This window comes from Streptomyces sp. NPDC060049 (genome assembly GCF_042736715.1).
Lineage (GTDB): Bacteria > Actinomycetota > Actinomycetes > Streptomycetales > Streptomycetaceae > Streptomyces.
The window spans coordinates 206,054-222,374 of the sequence record NZ_JBHWVV010000006.1 but is presented as its reverse complement, the minus strand read 5'-3'; the positions used below and the strand labels follow the sequence as shown (position 1 = coordinate 222,374).

The following is a 16,321-nucleotide window of genomic DNA, read 5'->3' as shown; positions in this document are numbered from 1 at the left end:
TGATTCCCACTCAAATCAATGGCGCTGGGGGGAAATTGACCAGCCAGAATCTGCACATCGGACCGGACGCGGCGGCCGACCGCTACCGTTTGCTCCGGTCCATCGGGCGCGGCGGGGAGGCGGTGCTCTATCTCGCGGAGATCGAGCTCGCCGGCGGATCCGAGCCCGTGGTCGTGAAGGTGCTCGACTCCAAGACCACGATCACCCCGGAGGTCTTCGACCGGATCAGCCAGAAGTGGAACGAGCAGGCGGAACTGCTGCGCTTCGTCCACCGGCCGGGTGTCGTGGGCGTACGGGAACACTTCGAGGGGCCGCCGATCCACCGGCCCGGGGAGTCCGGGACGCTGACGGGACGGGCCCTCGTCCTGGTCATGAACCACGTCGACGGGCTCGACCTGCGCGACTGGCGGGCCGAGCGGACCCTCGCCACGGCCGCCGAGCGGCGCGAGGTGATGCGCACGCTGGAGCAGCTGGCCGACGTACTGGACTGGCTGCACTCGGGGAAGGCCACCCCGTCCGGGCGCCAGGTGATCCACGGTGACCTGTCCCCCGGCAACGTCATGGTCGACGCCCACGGGCAGGCGACCCTGGTGGACTTCGGCCTCAGCAAGCTGACCGCCGACCACCAAACCGCGGAGGTCTGGTTCACCCCCGGCTACGCGGCCCCCGAGGTCTTCGACGGCAAGCGGACCCCGGGCGCGGACCGGTACGCCTTCGGAGCCATCGCCTACTTCCTGCTGAGCGGCGAATCGCCGCCCGCGACCCCGGACCTGCTGGCCCGCGCTCTCACCGGGCTGCCGCAGTTCGCCGTCCTGGACGCGGAGCAGCGGGCGCGGATCACCTCCATCTACGCCTCCGACCCGCTGAAGCGTCCGGTGAACCTGGCGGGCTGGATGAAGGACATCCGCCGCGCGGTGGTGTCCACGACCACGTCCACCTCGCAGCGGGTGGTCCAGGACGCGCTCCCGGTCGCGGCCCAGGCCTCGGCCCAGGTCCCGCCGAAGCCCGCGGCCCCACCGCCTCCCTCGTCCGCCCCGACGGCGGCGCCGCCGTCGGCCCCGCCGTCCGCGCCGGCGGAGGCCCCGGCTGTCCCGGCGCAGCCGCCGTACACCCCTCCGCCCACCGAGCCCGCGTACACGCCGCCGCCCACCGAGCCCGCGTACACGCCTCCCCCGGCGCAGCCGGTGTACACCCCACCACCCGCGGAGCCCGCGTACACCCCGCCGGTTCAGGCGAGCGTGCCGCAGGGCTACGGGCCCGCGGCCGCCTCCCGTACGGAACCGGCGCCCGAACCTCCCCCGCGCAAGAAGCGGCGGACCGGGCTGGTGCTCGGGGCCGTGGCCGCGGTCCTGGTGGTGGCCGCCGCCGCGCTGGCCGGCGTACGCCTGCTCGACAAGAAGGACGCGGACCGCTCGGATACGGCGGGCGGCGGGGACAAGGCCGCCGCGTCCTCGTCGGCCCCGCAGAGCCCGACACCGAGGCCGACGCCCACCCCGTCGGCCTCCGCGACCGACGGCGCGACCGCGGGCCCGACGGCCCAGCCCACCGCGACGGGTTCCCAGCCCCCCTCGGGGGTCGCACCGGGCATCAAGGCCGCCGACCTGACCGTCATGAGCCCCGTCTCGGACCTGGGCGGATTCGAGGTCGGCCCCGCCAAGATCAACACCAAGCAGTACGGAGCCGCGTTCATCCAGGAAAGCAGCTGCAACTTCGACGCGTACACGGAGTTCGATCTCAACCGCGAGTGGAAGAAGCTGGACTTCACCGCGGGGATCGACGACGGCTCGTCGAACGAGAAGGGACGCGTCAGCATCTCGCTCGACGGCCAGCCCGCCGCGTTCTCCGAGCTCGTGGAGCTGGGCAAGCCGATCACCCACTCGGTCGACGTGAGCGGCGCCCTGCGGCTGCGCATCAAGGTGGACAAGGGCTGCGACAACGGCACGGTCGTGATCGCCGCCCCGCAGCTGTCGCGCTGACCCCCGGACGCACGGCGGCCCCGCACCGGATTCCGGTGCGGGGCCGCCGCCGTAGGTGCTCGGCGACTACTCGGAAACGCCCAGGCGCTCCAGGATGAGCTCCTTGACGCGCGCCGCGTCGGCCTGGCCGCGGGTGGTCTTCATGACCGCTCCGACCAGCGCGCCGACCGCCGCGATCTTGCCGCCGCGGATCTTGTCGGCGATGCCCGCGTTGCCCGCGATGGCCTCGTCCACGGCCGCGCCGAGCGCGCCCTCGTCCGAGACGACCTTCAGGCCGCGCTTCTCGACGACCTCGTCCGGGGTGCCCTCGCCGGCGAGCACGCCTTCGAGGACCTGCCGGGCGAGCTTGTCGTTGAGCTCACCGGCCGCCACCAGGGCCGCGACGCGCGCGACCTGGACGGGGGTGATGGGCAGCTCGTCGACGACGACGCCCTGCTCGTTGGCGTTGCGCGCGAGCTCGCCCATCCACCACTTGCGGGCGGCCGCCGAATCGGCGCCGGCCTCGATGGTGGCGACGATGGAGTCCACCGCGCCCGCGTTGAGGATCGACTGCATGTCGTGCTCGGTGACGCCCCACTCCTGGAGGAGGCGGTTGCGGCGCACGCGCGGCATCTCCGGCAGACCGGCACGCAGCTCCTCGACCCAGGTGCGGGCCGGGGCGATCGGGACCAGGTCGGGCTCCGGGAAGTACCGGTAGTCCTCGGCGTTGTCCTTGATGCGGCCGGCCGTGGTGGAGCCGTCCTCCTCGTGGAAGTGCCGGGTCTCCTGCACGATCGAGCCGCCGGAGGAGAGCACCGCCGCGTGGCGCTGGATCTCGAAGCGGGCGGCACGCTCGACGGAGCGCAGCGAGTTGACGTTCTTCGTCTCGCTGCGGGTGCCGAACTCGGACTCGGGGGTGGGGCGCAGCGACAGGTTGACGTCGCAGCGCATCTGGCCCTTGTCCATGCGGGCCTCGGAGACGCCGAGCGCCTTGATGACCTCGCGCAGCTCGGCGACGTACGCCTTGGCCACCTCGGGGGCGCGCTCGCCGGCGCCCTCGATCGGCTTGGTGACGATCTCGATGAGGGGGATGCCGGCGCGGTTGTAGTCCAGCAGGGAGTGGGACGCGCCGTGGATACGGCCGGTGGCGCCGCCGACGTGCAGCGACTTGCCGGTGTCCTCCTCCATGTGGGCGCGCTCGATCTCCACGCGGAAGATCTCGCCGTCCTCCAACTGGACGTCCAGGAAGCCGTTGAAGGCGATGGGCTCGTCGTACTGGGAGGTCTGGAAGTTCTTCGGCATGTCCGGATAGAAGTAGTTCTTCCGGGCGAAGCGGCACCACTCGGCGATCTCGCAGTTCAGCGCGAGACCGATCTTGATGGCGGACTCGATGCCGATCTCGTTGACGACCGGCAGCGCGCCGGGCAGACCGAGGCAGACCGGGCAGGTCTGCGAGTTGGGCTCGGCGCCCAGCTCGGTGGAGCAGCCGCAGAACATCTTGGTCTTCGTGCCGAGCTCGACGTGGACCTCGAGGCCCATGACGGGGTCGTACGACGCGAGGGCGTCCTCGTACGACAGCAGTTCGGTGACAGTCACAGTGGAAATTCCCTCTCAGCCCAGCAGGACGTCGTCGTCGCCGAGACGCTTCAGCTCGCGGTACAGGATCGCGAGGCCGGTGACGATGGCGGCGGCGGACACGGCGGCGTCGATCAGCCTCAGCGTGTCGTGCTCGGTACGGGCCTTCCTGGCCTGCTTCCAGACGCTGAGGACACCGAAGGCGGTGGTGCCGATCGACAGGTACGTACCGGACTTGGACTTCTTGAAGCCCTTGGCCTTGGACAGCGCACTCGAACTCACAGCGACGGAGCCTCCTCAAGCAGCGGGTGGCCCCAGCGCTCGACGAAGGCGGCCTCGACTGCGGCACCCACCTTGTACAGGCGGTCGTCCTTCATCGCCGGGGCGATGATCTGGAGCCCGACCGGAAGACCGTCCTCCGGGGCCAGGCCGCAGGGCAGCGACATGGCGGAGTTGCCGGCCAGGTTGGTCGGGATGGTGCACAGGTCCGCGAGGTACATGGCGAGCGGGTCGTCGGTGCGCTCACCGATCGGGAAGGCGGTGGTGGGCGTGGTCGGGGAGACGATCACGTCGACCTGCTCGAAGGCCTTCTCGAAGTCCTGCGTGATGAGCGTACGGACCTTCTGTGCGGAGCCGTAGTACGCGTCGTAGTAGCCGGAGCTGAGCGCGTACGTACCGAGGATGATGCGGCGCTTGACCTCGTCGCCGAAGCCGGCTTCGCGGGTCAGGGCCGTGACGTCCTCGGCGGACTTGGTGCCGTCGTCGCCGACCCGCAGGCCGTAGCGCATGGCGTCGAAGCGGGCCAGGTTGGAAGAGCACTCGGACGGCGCGATCAGGTAGTACGCGGCCATCGCGAGGTCGAAGGACGGGCAGTCCAGCTCCACGATCTCGGCGCCGAGCTCCTCGAGGAGGGCGACGGACTCGTTGAAGCGCTGGACGACGCCGGCCTGGTAGCCCTCGCCGGCGAACTGCTTGACCACGCCGACGCGCATGCCGGCGACGGAGCCGTTGCGGGCCGCCTCGACGACCGGCGGGACCGGGGCGTCGATGGAGGTGGAGTCGAGCGGGTCGTGGCCGGCGATGACCTCGTGGAGCAGGGCCGTGTCCAGGACCGTACGGGCACAGGGGCCGCCCTGGTCCAGGGAGGAGGAGAAGGCGACCATGCCGTAGCGGGAGACCGCGCCGTAGGTCGGCTTCACGCCGACGGTGCCGGTGACGGCGGCGGGCTGGCGGATGGAGCCGCCGGTGTCCGTGCCGATGGCCAGCGGTGCCTGGAAGGCCGCCAGCGCGGCGGCGGAGCCGCCGCCGGAGCCGCCGGGGATCCGGGTGAGGTCCCAGGGGTTGCCGGTGGGGCCGTAGGCGCTGTTCTCGGTGGAGGACCCCATGGCGAACTCGTCCATGTTGGTCTTGCCGAGGATGACGACGTCGGCTTCCTTCAGCTTGCGCGTCAGGGTCGCGTCGTAGGGCGGGATCCAGCCTTCGAGGATCTTCGAACCGACGGTGGTCGGGACCCCGACGGTGGTGAAGATGTCCTTGAGTGCGAGCGGGACACCGGCCAGCGGGCCCAGCTTCTCGCCGCGCTCGCGCTTGGCGTCGACGGCACGGGCCTGGGCCAGCGCGCCCTCGCGGTCGACGTGCAGGAAGGCGTGGACCTTCTCGTCGGTCGCCTCGATGCGGGCCAGGTGGGCCGCGGTGACCTCGACGGCCGTGAGGACGCCGGTGGCGATCTTCTCGGCGGTCTCGGCGGCCGTGAGCCTGATGATGCTCTGCGTGTCGGTCATGTTGTTAGTCCTCCCCCAGGATCTGCGGCACCTTGAAACGCTGCTGCTCCTGGGCGGGAGCGCCGGAAAGCGCCTGCTCGGGGGTGAGCGACGGACGGACCTCGTCCGCGCGCATGACGTTCGTCAGCGGCAGCGGGTGGGAGGTCGGCGGGACGTCTTGGTCGGCGACCTCGGAAACGCGGGCGACCGCGCCGATGATGTCGTCGAGCTGTCCAGCGAAGTGGTCGAGCTCTTCGCTCTTCAGCTCCAGACGTGCCAGCCGAGCGAGGTGGGCGACCTCCTCGCGCGTGATGCCAGGCATGCAGCGATCCTCTGGGGGTTCGAGTGTGTAGGTTTCGGCCCCAATCCTATGGGGCCGAGCCCCTACCCGGCGCAACGGTTTCCCACCGGGGGCGGTACGGAGCCCCGCGCGGGCCCGATTCCCCCAGCGCGGGGCTGCGGCCGCCGCTGCGCGGGGCCGTCCCCCACCCGCCCTTCGCCCGTTCCCCGAGCTCTGCCCGCACCCGGTCCTCGAACGCCGGACGGGCTGGAAAATCCGGCCCCGCCGGCGATCGAGGCGCGGGGTCCGGGGCGGAATTCCGGGCGCGGACCCCCGGGGAGGTCACTGCGCCTGTGCCTCCGCGGCGGCGGCCGCCGCGAGCTCCGCCGTGATGTCCGCCGGGCGGCGCCAGCCGCGCTCGCCGCGGGCCAGCAGCCAGGCGGTGGCCTCCTGCGGGGGCATCGCCGCGGCGACGAGCCAGCCCTGGACGGCGTCGCAGCCGAGGTCGCGCAGCCGCTCCCACGTCTCGTCGTCCTCCACGCCCTCCGCGACGACGAGCAGGCCGAGGGAGTGCGCGAGGTCCACCGTGCAGCGGACGATCTCAGCGTCCTGGGCGTCCACCGCGAGGCGGGCCACGAACGACCGGTCGATCTTGAGCTCGCTCACCGGCAGCCGCCGCAGGTGCACGAGGGAGGAGTAGCCCGTACCGAAGTCGTCCAGGGACATCTTCACGCCGTGACCAGTCAGTCCGGCCATCGTGTCCGCGGCCCGCTGCGGGTCCTCCAGCAGCACGTGTTCCGTTATCTCCAGCTGGAGCCCGCTCGCCGGGACCCCGTGCCGGGCCAGCCGGGCGGCCACCGCGCCGGCGAAGCCCGGGGTGTGGACGTCGCGCGGCGAGACGTTGACGGCGACCGGGACCTTGAGCCCCTGCGCCCGCCACCGGGCGACCTGCGCGAGCGCGGTCTCCAGTACGTACTCCGTCAGGTGCGGCATCAGCCCCGAGGTCTCCGCGATGGCGATGAACTCGTCCGGGGAGACCCGCCCGCGCTCCGGGTGCACCCACCGCACGAGCGCTTCGAGGCCGGCCACCTGGCCGTCGAAGCGGACCTTCGGCTGGTAGTGCAGTTCCACCTCGCCGGCGTCGAGCGCCCGCCGCAGGTCGCCCAGCAGGCCGAGCCGGTCGGGCGTGTTGCTGTCGCGCTTCGACTCGTACACCTCCACGCCCGTGCGGTCCCGCTTCGCCTGGTACATGGCGACGTCGGCGCGGCGCAGCAACCCCTCCGCGTCCAGCGCGTGGTCGGGGAAGACGGCGAGGCCGGCGCTGGCCTCCAGGACCAGGGTCAGGCCGTCCAGGTCGAGGGGCGAGCTGAGCTCGGCGACCAGGTTGCGGGCGACCCGCTGGGCGCTGGTGGTGGAATCGGCGATGGGCAGCAGGACGGCGAACTCGTCGCCGCCGAGCCGGGCCGCCTCGGCGTCCTTGGGCAGGGCCTGGCGGAGCCGGTCCGCGATCTGCAGGAGCAGCCGGTCGCCGGCGAGGTGGCCGAGGGTGTCGTTGACCGCGCGGAAGCGGTCCAGGTCGATCAGCACCAGCGCCGAGCGGGTACCCAGGCGTTCGGCCTGGTCGAGCGCGCTCCAGGCCCGCTCCAGCAGCCACTGCCGGTTCGGCAGCCCGGTCAGTGGATCTTTCAGCTGTTCCTCGGCGCGGGCGCGGGCGATCCACAGTGTGGAGTCGAGGGCGATCAGCGGTACGGCGAACAGCGGCAGCAGCACCGGCTGCGATTCGGCGACCACGCAAATCAGCGGGGCGATGCCGAGGAGGGCGACGGCCACCAGCGCTTGGCGCACCAGCGCGGTGCGGGCGACGGTGGGCAGTCCCCCGCCGCGCGGGGCGAGCGCCAGCCACAGCAGGATGCGGGTGACGAGCAGGTAGGAGACGGCGACCAGGATGACTTCGGGGACGGCGTCGGCTTCCCAGCCGGCGGGCTTCCACGGGTGTTCCACGGACGGCGCCTCGCCGAACGCGGCGAGCACGAGCGCCCCCGCGCCGATGCCGAGGATGTCGGTGGATCCGTGCAGCAGGCCCTGGCGCCAGCGGTGCCGGCGGGCGGCGCCGACGAGGGTGACGACGGCGAGCGAGACCAGGCCCGCCGAGACCCATCCGTAGAGGATGAGGACGCCGAGGGTCAAGGCCGCGCCGGATCCCGTGCCGCCCCACCAGCGGTCGCGGCCGAGGGCGACGAGGTGGCCGACGATGATGCCGGTGAGCAGGGCGAGCGCCCAGCCGACCGTTCCGCCGGGGAACAGGGCGTGACGACTGGTCAGCGCGGCGACGATGCCCACGGCGAGCACCGCCGCGGCGAGACCCATGACGACGAAGGGCAGCGCGGGGCGCCGCCGCTCCGCTCCGTCCGCTCCGGTGTCGAGCAGCCGGGATTCCGGTGTCCTGGCTCCCAGGACACCGAGCCGGACCGTCCGCATGGACGGGAACTCCCCGCCGAAATCTGGTGACGGGTCGGCGCTTTCGGTGGGTTTCATGCCCGTCCCTCTCACAGCCGGCGATGCCGATGTCACGCGATGGCCCCGGTGTCATGCCATCACGACTGGAAGCGCATCAAGCAGCCGTGCACGACGGGCGCACCCCTCAACAGTAGGACGCGGGAGGCTCCCAGGGGCAGCGGTCGGCGGCGGTTGCCCGAATACGACCCAGCCATCCTCATCAGTACGGTATCCGCCGAACGGGTGAGTTTGGACCAGGCCCTTCCAGGTCATCCATCCGATGATCCGACAGGCCAGGACCCGCGACCAGCCATGTACCGGCCTCCGTTGGGCCCTGTACCGGCCGTTCGGGTCCGGATGCCACCCCCCGCCGCGCCTGGCGTGCGCCCGCTCGTACGGCCGCACGCCACGCATCCGTTCACCTTCACCCGTTCGTCTTCGCCGTTGCCCCGCGACGGCTCCGGGGGGGAGACGGTTCCTCCAGGTACTACTCCCCTACGGTGGCGCCGTCCACCGGGAGCGCGGCCTCGCGCGCCGCATCCGGGCCCTGTTCCAACAGGACGGTGAATCCCGCGTCGTCGAGGATGTGGAGCTTCAGCTGCACGGCCTTGTCGTACTTGGATCCGGGGTTGTCGCCGACCACGACGAACGAGGTCTTCTTCGACACCGAGCCGGTGACCTTGGCGCCGAGGCCCTGCAGGGCCTCCTTGGCCCCGTCGCGCGTGTAACTCTGCAAGGTGCCGGTGACGACGACGGTCAGCCCTTCCAGCGGGCGCGGCCCCTGCGCCTCGCCGGAACCTTCCTCCTCCATCCGGACACCGGCGGCCCGCCACTTGCGCAGGATCTCCTGGTGCCAGTCGACGGCGAACCACTCCTTGAGGGAGGCCGCGATGATCGCGCCGACCCCGTCGGTGGCGGTCAGCTCCTCCTCGCTCGCCTGCTCGATGCGCTCGATCGAGCGGAACTCGCGGGCGAGGGCCTCCGCCGCTACCGGTCCGACGTGCCGGATCGACAGGCCGTTGATGATGCGGGCGAGCGGGCGGTCCTTGGCGGCCGCGATGTTCTCCAGCATCGCCAGGGCGTTCTTCTTCGGCTCGCCCTTCTGGTTGGCGAAGACCGTGACGATCTTCTCCTCGCCCGTCTTCGGGTCACGCTTGGGCAGCCCGCTGTCCGGGTCCAGGACGTACGCCTTGATGGGGAGGAGCTGCTCGATGGTGAGGTCGAAGAGGTCACCCTCGTCCAGCAGGGGGGGCTGGGCCGGCTCCAGCGGACCGGTCAGCGCGGCCGCCGCCACCATGCCGAAGTTCTCGATGTCCAGGGACTGGCGGCCACCCAGGTAGAAGAGCCGCTCGCGCAACTGGGCGGGGCAGGTCTGGGCATTGGGACACCGGACGTCGATGTCCCCCTCCTTCATCGGCCGCAGCGCCGTCCCGCACGCGGGGCACTCGCCCGGCATCACGAACTCCCGCTCGCTGCCGTCCCGCAGGTCCACCACCGGGCCGAGGATCTCGGGGATGACGTCGCCCGCCTTGCGCAGGACCACGGTGTCCCCGATGAGCACGCCCTTGGCCCTGACGACCTCCTGGTTGTGCAGGGTCGCGAACTCGACCTCCGAGCCCGCCACCGTCACCGGCTCCACCTGCGCGAACGGGGTCACGCGCCCGGTGCGGCCGACTCCGACCTTGATGTCGATCAGCTTGGTGTTGACCTCTTCGGGGGCGTACTTCCAGGCGATCGCCCAGCGCGGGGCGCGCGCCGTGGAGCCGAGCCGGCCCTGGAGCGCGATCTCGTCGAGCTTGACGACCACCCCGTCGATCTCGTGCTCCACCGAGTGCCGGTTCTCGCCGAAGTCCGCGATGAACGAACGGACTTCGGCGAGCGAGGAGACGACCTTGTTGTGCCGCGCGGTGGGCAGGCCCCACTCGCGCAGCAGCTCGTAGGCCTGTGACTGGCGCTCGATCTCGAAGCCCTCGCGGGCGCCGACGCCGTGCACCACCATGTGCAGCGGCCGGCTCGCGGTGACCTTGGGGTCCTTCTGGCGCAGGGAACCGGCCGCGGCGTTGCGCGGGTTGGCGAAGGGCTTGCCCTGCGCCTCGACGAGCCGGGCGTTGAGCTCTTCGAACTTCTCCATCGGGAAGTAGACCTCGCCGCGGATCTCGACCAGGGCCGGGATCCGGTCGCCCTTCAGGCGGTCCGGGATCTCGGCGATGGTACGGACGTTGGGCGTGATGTCCTCGCCGGTGCGGCCGTCGCCGCGGGTGGCGGCGCGGGTCAGGCGGCCGTTCTCGTAGGTGAGGTTGACGGCGAGGCCGTCCACCTTCAGCTCGCAGAGGTAGTGGTAGTCGGAGGTGTTGGCGTCCCGGGCCACGCGCTCGGCCCAGGCCGCCAGTTCCTCGTCGTCGAAGGCGTTGTCGAGGGAGAGCATGCGCTCGCGGTGCACGACGGAGGCGAAGTCCGTCTGGTACGCCCCGGCCACCTTCTGGGTGGGCGAATCGGGCGTACGCAGCTCCGGGTACTCCTCCTCCAGCGCCTCCAGGGAGCGCAGCAGCTGGTCGAACTCGGCGTCGCTGACGACCGGCTGGTCGTTCACGTAGTACCGGAAGCGGTGCTCCTCGACCTGCTCGGCGAGGAGCGCGTGCTGCTCGCGCACCGCTGCCGCTACGGCCGTGTCGCTGCCCTGCTTCTGTTCGGCTGCCATGCCGTGTCCTCCCGTGACCCGTCTTGATCCATCACTCAGGGTTGTCGGCGAGCGACCTCGCCGCCCTGACGCAGTGCGCCTGGACGGCGCGCGCGTAGGCGGGCGAGGCGCCCGCCAGACCGCACGACGGGGTGACCACTACGGACTCCGCCAGAGTCCCCGGGGTCAGCCCCAGCCTGCGCCAAAGCTTCCTGACACCCATGACGCTACCGCCCGGGTCTGACAACGGGCCGTCGGTGCCGGGCACCACTCCGGCGAAGAGTTTCGTACCGCCTTCGACGGCTTCCCCGATGGCGTCGTCCTCGCGCTCGGTGAGCAAGGAGAAATCGAACGACACACCTGACGCACCGGCTCGCCGCAGCAGACCGAAGGGCACCTCCGGCGCGCAGGAGTGGACGATGACCTCCCCGTCGTGCACGGCGAACAGCTCGCGCAGCGTCCCCTCGACGACCTGCCGGTCGACGGCGCGGTACGTGCGGTAGCCGCTGGCGGAGCGCACCCGCCCGAGCAGGACCGAGGTGAGCGAGGGCTCGTCGTACTGCAGCACGATCTCGGCGCCGGGAATGCGCCTGCGCACGTCGGCCAGGTGCTCGCGCACCCCTTCGGCCAGCGAGCCGGCCAGGTCCCGGCAGGCGCCGGGGTCCTGGAGCATGGCCTCGCCGCCGTGCAGCTCCAGTGCGCCGGCCAGCGTCCAGGGCCCGACGGCCTGGACCTTGAGCCTCCCCCGGTACCCCTGGGTGAACTCCTCCAGGGCGTCGAGGTCTTCGCCGAGCCAGGAGCGTGCGCGCTTGCTGTCGCGGCCGGGGCGGTCGCTGATCCGCCAGCCGCTGGGCTCCACGTGCGCGTACATGTCCACGAGCAGGCCGAGGGAGCGGCCGATCATGTCCGAGCCGGGGCCCCGCGCGGGCAGCTCGGCGAGGTACGGGAACTCCTCGAAGGACCCCGTGACGGTCTTGGCGGCTTCGCGGGCGTCACCGCCGGGGAACGAGCCGACGCCGGTGGCCCCGCCGGGGGCACTCATCGGCCGGGCCTGACGGAGAGGTCGCTGACCACGGCGTCGCGGGGCAGGTCGACGGCCATCACGATGGTCGTCGCGACGGACTCCGGGTCGATCCAGTCGGCGGCGTCGTAGGACTCGCCCTCCTGGGAGCGGACCTTGGCCTGCATGGGGGTGGCGGTGCGGCCGGGGAAGACGGAGGTGACGCGGATGCCGTGCTCCTTCTCCTCCTCCCGCAGCGAGTCGGCGAGTGCCTTCAGGCCGTGCTTGGAGGCGGCGTACGCGCTCCAGTCGGCATGGGCGGCGAGGCCGGCGCCGGAGTTCACGAAGACGATGGTCGCTCGGGAGGCCCGCAGGGTGGGGAGCAGCAGACGGGTCACCTCGGCGGGGGCGATGAGGTTGACGTTGAGCTGCTGGTGCCAGGTCTTGGGGCGCAGCTCGCCGACGGGGCCGAGGTCGACGATGCCGGCGATGTGCAGGAGCGAGTCGATGCGCTCGGGGACGGGCTGCTTGGAGAAGGCCCACGACAGCCGGTCGGGGTCGGCGAGGTCCCCGACGAGCGCGCGGGAACCGGGGTAGCGGTCGGTGAGCTGCTTGCCGCGGGCGGCGTCGCGTGCGAGCAGGACGAGGTCGTCGCCGCGGGCGTGCAGGCGGTCGGCGACGGCGGCGCCGATGCCGGAGCCGGCGCCGGTGATCAGGTGAGTGGCCATGCCTCCCATGCTCGCAGGTGCCCCGCCCCCGCCGGCCCGCCGGATCCGAGCGCGCAGCCGCGGCGGCCGAGGTCAGAGGCCCGCGGCCTCGCGGAGGGCGGCGGCCGTCTTGGAGGCGTCGTAGTCGGCGGGGACGCCGTCGACGAGGATGATGTCCCCCGCGATGTGGTCGGCGCGCAGCGGGATCAGCGCCTGGTAGGCGGCGGAGGCGTACCAGGCGCGGGCCCCTTCGAGGTCCGGGAAGGCGATCATGACGATCGTGCCGGGCCAGGCGCCCTCCACGACCTCCACCTCGCGGCCGTGGACGAGGAAGCGGCCGCCGAAGGGGTCCATGGTGTCCTGGATCTCCTCGATGTAGCGCAGGATGTCCTCGTTCATGGTCTCCGGGCGTATGTGGGCGATGGCGTAAGCGGTCATCTCGAGCCTCGTCTTCCTTGCGGGATCGGCGTGTTGATCCGATCCTGCCCGCCCGTGACTGCGAAGGCGATTACCTCCGGGGTAACGGCTCCCGCGGGGACGCCCGCGAGGGCCCGCCCGATCGGCTCCCGTCCCCGCGCGCCCGCCTGGCCGGCGTCAATGCCCGACGACAGCCGGGGAGTTGGGCTGGAAGGTGCGGCGGTAGGCGATCGGTGAGACGCCCAGCGCCGTCCGCATGTGCTGGCGCAGGGAGTTGCCCGAGCCGAAGCCGGACCGGTGGGCGACCAGGTCGACGGACAGGTCGCTGGACTCCAGCAAGTGGCGGGCGACTTCGAGGCGTTGGCCGGTGAGCCACTGCACCGGGGTCATGCCGACCTCGTCACGGAACCGCCGGGTGAAGGTGCGCAGGCTCATGCGGGCGTGGGCGGCCAGCTCGGCGAGCGCGATCGGCTCGGCGAGGCGTTCCAGGGCCCAGGCGCGGGTGGCGGTGGTGGTGGCGAGCGTGGGCTCCGGGACGGGCCGGTCGATGTACTGGGCCTGGCCGCCGTCGCGCCAGGGCGGTACGACGCACAGCCGCGCGGCCCGGTTGGCGACGGCCGTGCCGTGGTCCCCGCGGATCAGGTAGAGGCAGAGGTCGACCCCGGACGCGACGCCCGCGGAGGTGAGGACGTCCCCGTCGTCGACGAAGAGCACCTCCTCGTCGAGGTTGACCTGCGGGAAGGCCCGATGGAATTCGGGCGCGTGCACCCAGTGCGTGGTCGCGGCCCGGCCGTCGAGCAGCCCGGCGGCGGCCAGCACGGTGGAGCCCGTACAGATGGAGACGATCCGGGTGCCGGGCCGGATCCCGGCCAGGGCGGCCGCGATCGCGGGCGGCAGCGGGGCGCCGCGCATCAGCTCGTCCATGGCGTGGGTGGGCGGGACGACCACCGTGTCGGCGGCGGCCAGCGCCTCCGGGCCGTGGGAGACCCCGACGGTGAAACCGGCGTCGCTCATCACGGGCGCGCCGTCGGCGGTGCAGACGGTGACCTCGTAGAGCGGCTTCCCGGCCTCGTCGACGGCGTTGCCGAAGACCCGGGAGGGGATGCCGAGCTCGAACGGGGGAACCCCTTCGAGGGCGAGTACGGCGATGCGGTGGGGGTGGGGGGCGGCCATGGCCAGATTCTGTCACATGGTGGCCGTCCGGCCATCACCATGGGAGCGTGCGGGCGGTCAGGCTGATGGCACAGCGGCGCTACCCAGTGTCCGCGGTGACCGCAGTGACCGCGGCGACCGCAGTGACCGCAGTGACCGCAGTGAAGAAGAGACCGCAGTACCGACCAGAGGAGACATCCATGCGTGCCGTCGTCGTCAGCCAGTGGGGCGGACCCGAGGTGCTCACCGAGACCGAGCTGGAGCGGCCGGAGCCGGGCGCCGCCGAGATCCTCGTGCGTGTGCGCGCGGCCGGTGTGAACCCGGTCGACTGGAAGACCCGCGCCTCGGGCGGCCTGATCTCCTGGGGCGCGGTCCCCGTGGTCGGCTGGGACGTCTCCGGCACGGTCGAGGAGGTCGGCCCCGGGGTGACCCTGTTCCAGCCGGGCGACGAGGTCTTCGGCATGCCGCGCTTCCCGCACCAGGCGAGCGCCTACGCCGAGTACGTGACGGCGCCGGCCCGGCACTTCGTGCGCAAGCCGGCGAACATCGACCACATCGGCGCGGCCGCCCTGCCGCTGGCGGCCCTGACCGCCTACCAGGCACTGGTCGACACGGCGGGCCTCACCGCCGGGCAGCGGGTGCTGATCCACGCGGCGGCGGGCGGCGTGGGCCACCTCGCCGTGCAGATCGCCAAGGCGTACGGGGCGTACGTGATCGGCACCGCGAGTGCCGGCAAGCACGAGCTGCTGCGCTCGCTGGGCGCGGACGAGCTGATCGACTACCGCTCCACCGACTTCGCCGAGGCCGTCGGCGCGGAAGTCGACATCGTGCTGGACTCCGTCGGCGGGGACTACGGGCGCCGCTCGCTGGCGGTCCTGAAGCCCGGCGGGCACCTGGTGACCCTGCCGAGCCCGGACGACGTACCGGCGCGGGCGCCCGGGGTGAACACCGGGTGGACGCTGGTGGAGCCGGACTACGCGGGCCTCAAGGCGGTCGCCGCGCTGGTGGCGCAGGGCAAGCTGCGACCGGAGATCGACACGGTGCTGCCGCTCGCCGAGGCCGCGCGGGCACACGAGATCGGCGAGCGCGGGCGCACCACCGGCAAGATCGTGCTGACGGTGGCCTAAACCGCCGCGGTGGTGGCCCGGGCGGTCGCGGAGATCGTGGCGGAGCCGACCACGCGGGTGCCGTCGTAGAGCACGATCGCCTGGCCGGGGGCCACGCCGCGGACCGGCTCGCTGAAGGAGACGCGCAGCTCGCCGTCCACGAGCTCGGCGAAGACCTCGCTCTCGCCGCCGTGGGCGCGCAGCTGCGCCGTGTACGTGCCCGGCGCGGCGGGGGCTCCGCCGCACCAGCGGGGGCGGATCGCGGTGAGGGCGGTGACGTCGAGGGCCTCGACGGGGCCGACGGTGACGGTGTTGTTCACCGGGGAGATGTCGAGGACGTAGCGCGGCTTGCCGTCGGGGGCCGGGTGGCCGATCCGCAGGCCCTTGCGCTGGCCGATGGTGAAGCCGAAGGCGCCCTCGTGGGTGCCGACCTTCTCACCGGTGGCCTCGTCGACGATGTCGCCCTCCGCCTTGCCGAGGCGGCCGGCGAGGAAGCCCTGGGTGTCGCCGTCGGCGATGAAGCAGATGTCGTGGCTGTCGGGCTTCTTCGCGACGGCCAGGCCCCGCTCCTCGGCCTCGGCGCGGATCTCGTCCTTGGTGGTGAGGGTGTCGCCGAGCGGGAAGAGCGCGTGGGCGAGCTGCTTCTCGTCGAGGACGCCGAGGACGTAGGACTGGTCCTTGGCCATGTCCGAGGCGCGGTGCAGCTCGCGCGTGCCGTCCTCGTTCAGGACGACGGTGGCGTAGTGGCCGGTGCAGACGGCGTCGAAGCCCAGGGCGAGGGCCTTGTCGAGCAGCGCCGCGAACTTGATCTTCTCGTTGCAGCGCAGGCACGGGTTCGGGGTGCGCCCCGCCTCGTACTCGGCGATGAAGTCCTCGACGACGTCCTCGCGGAAGCGCTCGGCGAGGTCCCAGACGTAGAAGGGGATGCCGATGACGTCGGCCGCGCGGCGGGCGTCGCGGGAGTCCTCGATCGTGCAGCAGCCGCGGGCGCCGGTCCGGAAGGACTGCGGGTTCGCGGAGAGCGCGAGGTGGACACCGGTCACGTCGTGCCCGGCTTCGACGGCGCGGGCCGCGGCGACGGCGGAATCCACTCCGCCGGACATGGCGGCCAGGACGCGGAGGGGGCGGGGGCTGCTCGGCAGGTTCTCAGTCATAGCACCGTCCAGGGTACGGGGGAACCGGGCGGGGTCACAGCG

General features: G+C 72.2%; 13 protein-coding genes. 2 read left to right on the top strand and 11 right to left on the bottom strand.

The window, feature by feature from the left end:
- Nucleotides 1-35 precede the first annotated feature (35 nt).
- The gene (locus ACFWBY_RS13530; RefSeq protein WP_385329568.1) at nucleotides 36-1,976 is read left to right on the top strand and encodes a protein kinase; all 1,941 of its coding nucleotides are present in this window, start codon (nucleotides 36-38) and stop codon (nucleotides 1,974-1,976) included.
- Nucleotides 1,977-2,042: 66 nt separating this feature from the next.
- Here ACFWBY_RS13530 and gatB read toward each other — a convergent pair whose 3' ends face one another.
- The 10 genes from gatB to ACFWBY_RS13480 all read right to left on the bottom strand — a co-directional run bounded on the left by gatB (nucleotide 2,043) and on the right by ACFWBY_RS13480 (nucleotide 14,040).
- On the bottom strand, nucleotides 2,043-3,551 hold the full coding sequence (gatB, locus tag ACFWBY_RS13525; RefSeq protein WP_385329570.1) for an Asp-tRNA(Asn)/Glu-tRNA(Gln) amidotransferase subunit GatB: 1,509 nt from the start codon (nucleotides 3,549-3,551) through the stop codon (nucleotides 2,043-2,045).
- 15 nt (nucleotides 3,552-3,566) lie between these two features.
- The gene (locus ACFWBY_RS13520) at nucleotides 3,567-3,812 is read right to left on the bottom strand and encodes a hypothetical protein (protein WP_385329573.1); all 246 of its coding nucleotides are present in this window, start codon (nucleotides 3,810-3,812) and stop codon (nucleotides 3,567-3,569) included.
- Complete coding sequence (gatA, locus tag ACFWBY_RS13515; RefSeq protein WP_385329575.1) at nucleotides 3,809-5,311, bottom strand: Asp-tRNA(Asn)/Glu-tRNA(Gln) amidotransferase subunit GatA; 1,503 nt, start codon at nucleotides 5,309-5,311, stop codon at nucleotides 3,809-3,811. Before gatA ends, ACFWBY_RS13520 begins: the two co-directional genes overlap by 4 nt.
- A gap of 4 nt (nucleotides 5,312-5,315) precedes the next feature.
- Nucleotides 5,316-5,612 (bottom strand): Asp-tRNA(Asn)/Glu-tRNA(Gln) amidotransferase subunit GatC, encoded by a 297-nt coding sequence (gene gatC / locus ACFWBY_RS13510; RefSeq protein WP_007266718.1) that lies wholly within the window; start codon nucleotides 5,610-5,612, stop codon nucleotides 5,316-5,318.
- Between the two features lie 300 nt (nucleotides 5,613-5,912).
- On the bottom strand, nucleotides 5,913-8,105 hold the full coding sequence (locus ACFWBY_RS13505) for a putative bifunctional diguanylate cyclase/phosphodiesterase (RefSeq protein WP_385329577.1): 2,193 nt from the start codon (nucleotides 8,103-8,105) through the stop codon (nucleotides 5,913-5,915).
- Nucleotides 8,106-8,553: 448 nt separating this feature from the next.
- Complete coding sequence (ligA, locus tag ACFWBY_RS13500; protein ID WP_385329580.1) at nucleotides 8,554-10,764, bottom strand: NAD-dependent DNA ligase LigA; 2,211 nt, start codon at nucleotides 10,762-10,764, stop codon at nucleotides 8,554-8,556.
- A gap of 31 nt (nucleotides 10,765-10,795) precedes the next feature.
- Nucleotides 10,796-11,785, bottom strand: a complete 990-nt coding sequence (locus tag ACFWBY_RS13495; RefSeq protein WP_385329583.1) for a methionine synthase — start codon at nucleotides 11,783-11,785, stop codon at nucleotides 10,796-10,798.
- The gene (locus ACFWBY_RS13490) at nucleotides 11,782-12,471 is read right to left on the bottom strand and encodes an SDR family oxidoreductase (protein WP_385329585.1); all 690 of its coding nucleotides are present in this window, start codon (nucleotides 12,469-12,471) and stop codon (nucleotides 11,782-11,784) included. Before ACFWBY_RS13490 ends, ACFWBY_RS13495 begins: the two co-directional genes overlap by 4 nt.
- A gap of 72 nt (nucleotides 12,472-12,543) precedes the next feature.
- Nucleotides 12,544-12,888, bottom strand: coding sequence for a DUF1330 domain-containing protein (locus ACFWBY_RS13485; RefSeq protein WP_385329588.1), 345 nt, complete (start codon nucleotides 12,886-12,888; stop codon nucleotides 12,544-12,546).
- A 156-nt stretch (nucleotides 12,889-13,044) separates the two neighbouring features.
- On the bottom strand, nucleotides 13,045-14,040 hold the full coding sequence (locus tag ACFWBY_RS13480; protein ID WP_385329590.1) for a GlxA family transcriptional regulator: 996 nt from the start codon (nucleotides 14,038-14,040) through the stop codon (nucleotides 13,045-13,047).
- Nucleotides 14,041-14,219: 179 nt separating this feature from the next.
- Here ACFWBY_RS13480 and ACFWBY_RS13475 point away from each other — a divergent pair, with 179 nt between their 5' ends.
- Nucleotides 14,220-15,146, top strand: coding sequence for an NADP-dependent oxidoreductase (locus ACFWBY_RS13475; RefSeq protein ID WP_385329593.1), 927 nt, complete (start codon nucleotides 14,220-14,222; stop codon nucleotides 15,144-15,146).
- Here ACFWBY_RS13475 and mnmA read toward each other — a convergent pair.
- A complete protein-coding gene (gene mnmA, locus ACFWBY_RS13470; protein ID WP_385329596.1) occupies nucleotides 15,143-16,279 on the bottom strand; it encodes a tRNA 2-thiouridine(34) synthase MnmA in 1,137 nt (378 codons plus the stop codon). The genes ACFWBY_RS13475 and mnmA overlap by 4 nt on opposite strands.
- Nucleotides 16,280-16,321: the final 42 nt, after the last annotated feature.

Coding starts and splice junctions, on each gene's coding strand:
- gatA (WP_385329575.1), bottom strand. CDS start 5,311: ATGACCGACACGCAGAGCATCATCAGGCTCACGGCCGCCGAGACCGCC.
- gatC (WP_007266718.1), bottom strand. CDS start 5,612: ATGCCTGGCATCACGCGCGAGGAGGTCGCCCACCTCGCTCGGCTGGCA.
- ACFWBY_RS13505 (WP_385329577.1), bottom strand. CDS start 8,105: ATGAAACCCACCGAAAGCGCCGACCCGTCACCAGATTTCGGCGGGGAG.
- ligA (WP_385329580.1), bottom strand. CDS start 10,764: ATGGCAGCCGAACAGAAGCAGGGCAGCGACACGGCCGTAGCGGCAGCG.
- ACFWBY_RS13495 (WP_385329583.1), bottom strand. CDS start 11,785: ATGAGTGCCCCCGGCGGGGCCACCGGCGTCGGCTCGTTCCCCGGCGGT.
- ACFWBY_RS13490 (WP_385329585.1), bottom strand. CDS start 12,471: ATGGCCACTCACCTGATCACCGGCGCCGGCTCCGGCATCGGCGCCGCC.
- ACFWBY_RS13485 (WP_385329588.1), bottom strand. CDS start 12,888: ATGACCGCTTACGCCATCGCCCACATACGCCCGGAGACCATGAACGAG.
- ACFWBY_RS13480 (WP_385329590.1), bottom strand. CDS start 14,040: ATGGCCGCCCCCCACCCCCACCGCATCGCCGTACTCGCCCTCGAAGGG.
- ACFWBY_RS13475 (WP_385329593.1), top strand. CDS start 14,220: ATGCGTGCCGTCGTCGTCAGCCAGTGGGGCGGACCCGAGGTGCTCACC.
- mnmA (WP_385329596.1), bottom strand. CDS start 16,279: ATGACTGAGAACCTGCCGAGCAGCCCCCGCCCCCTCCGCGTCCTGGCC.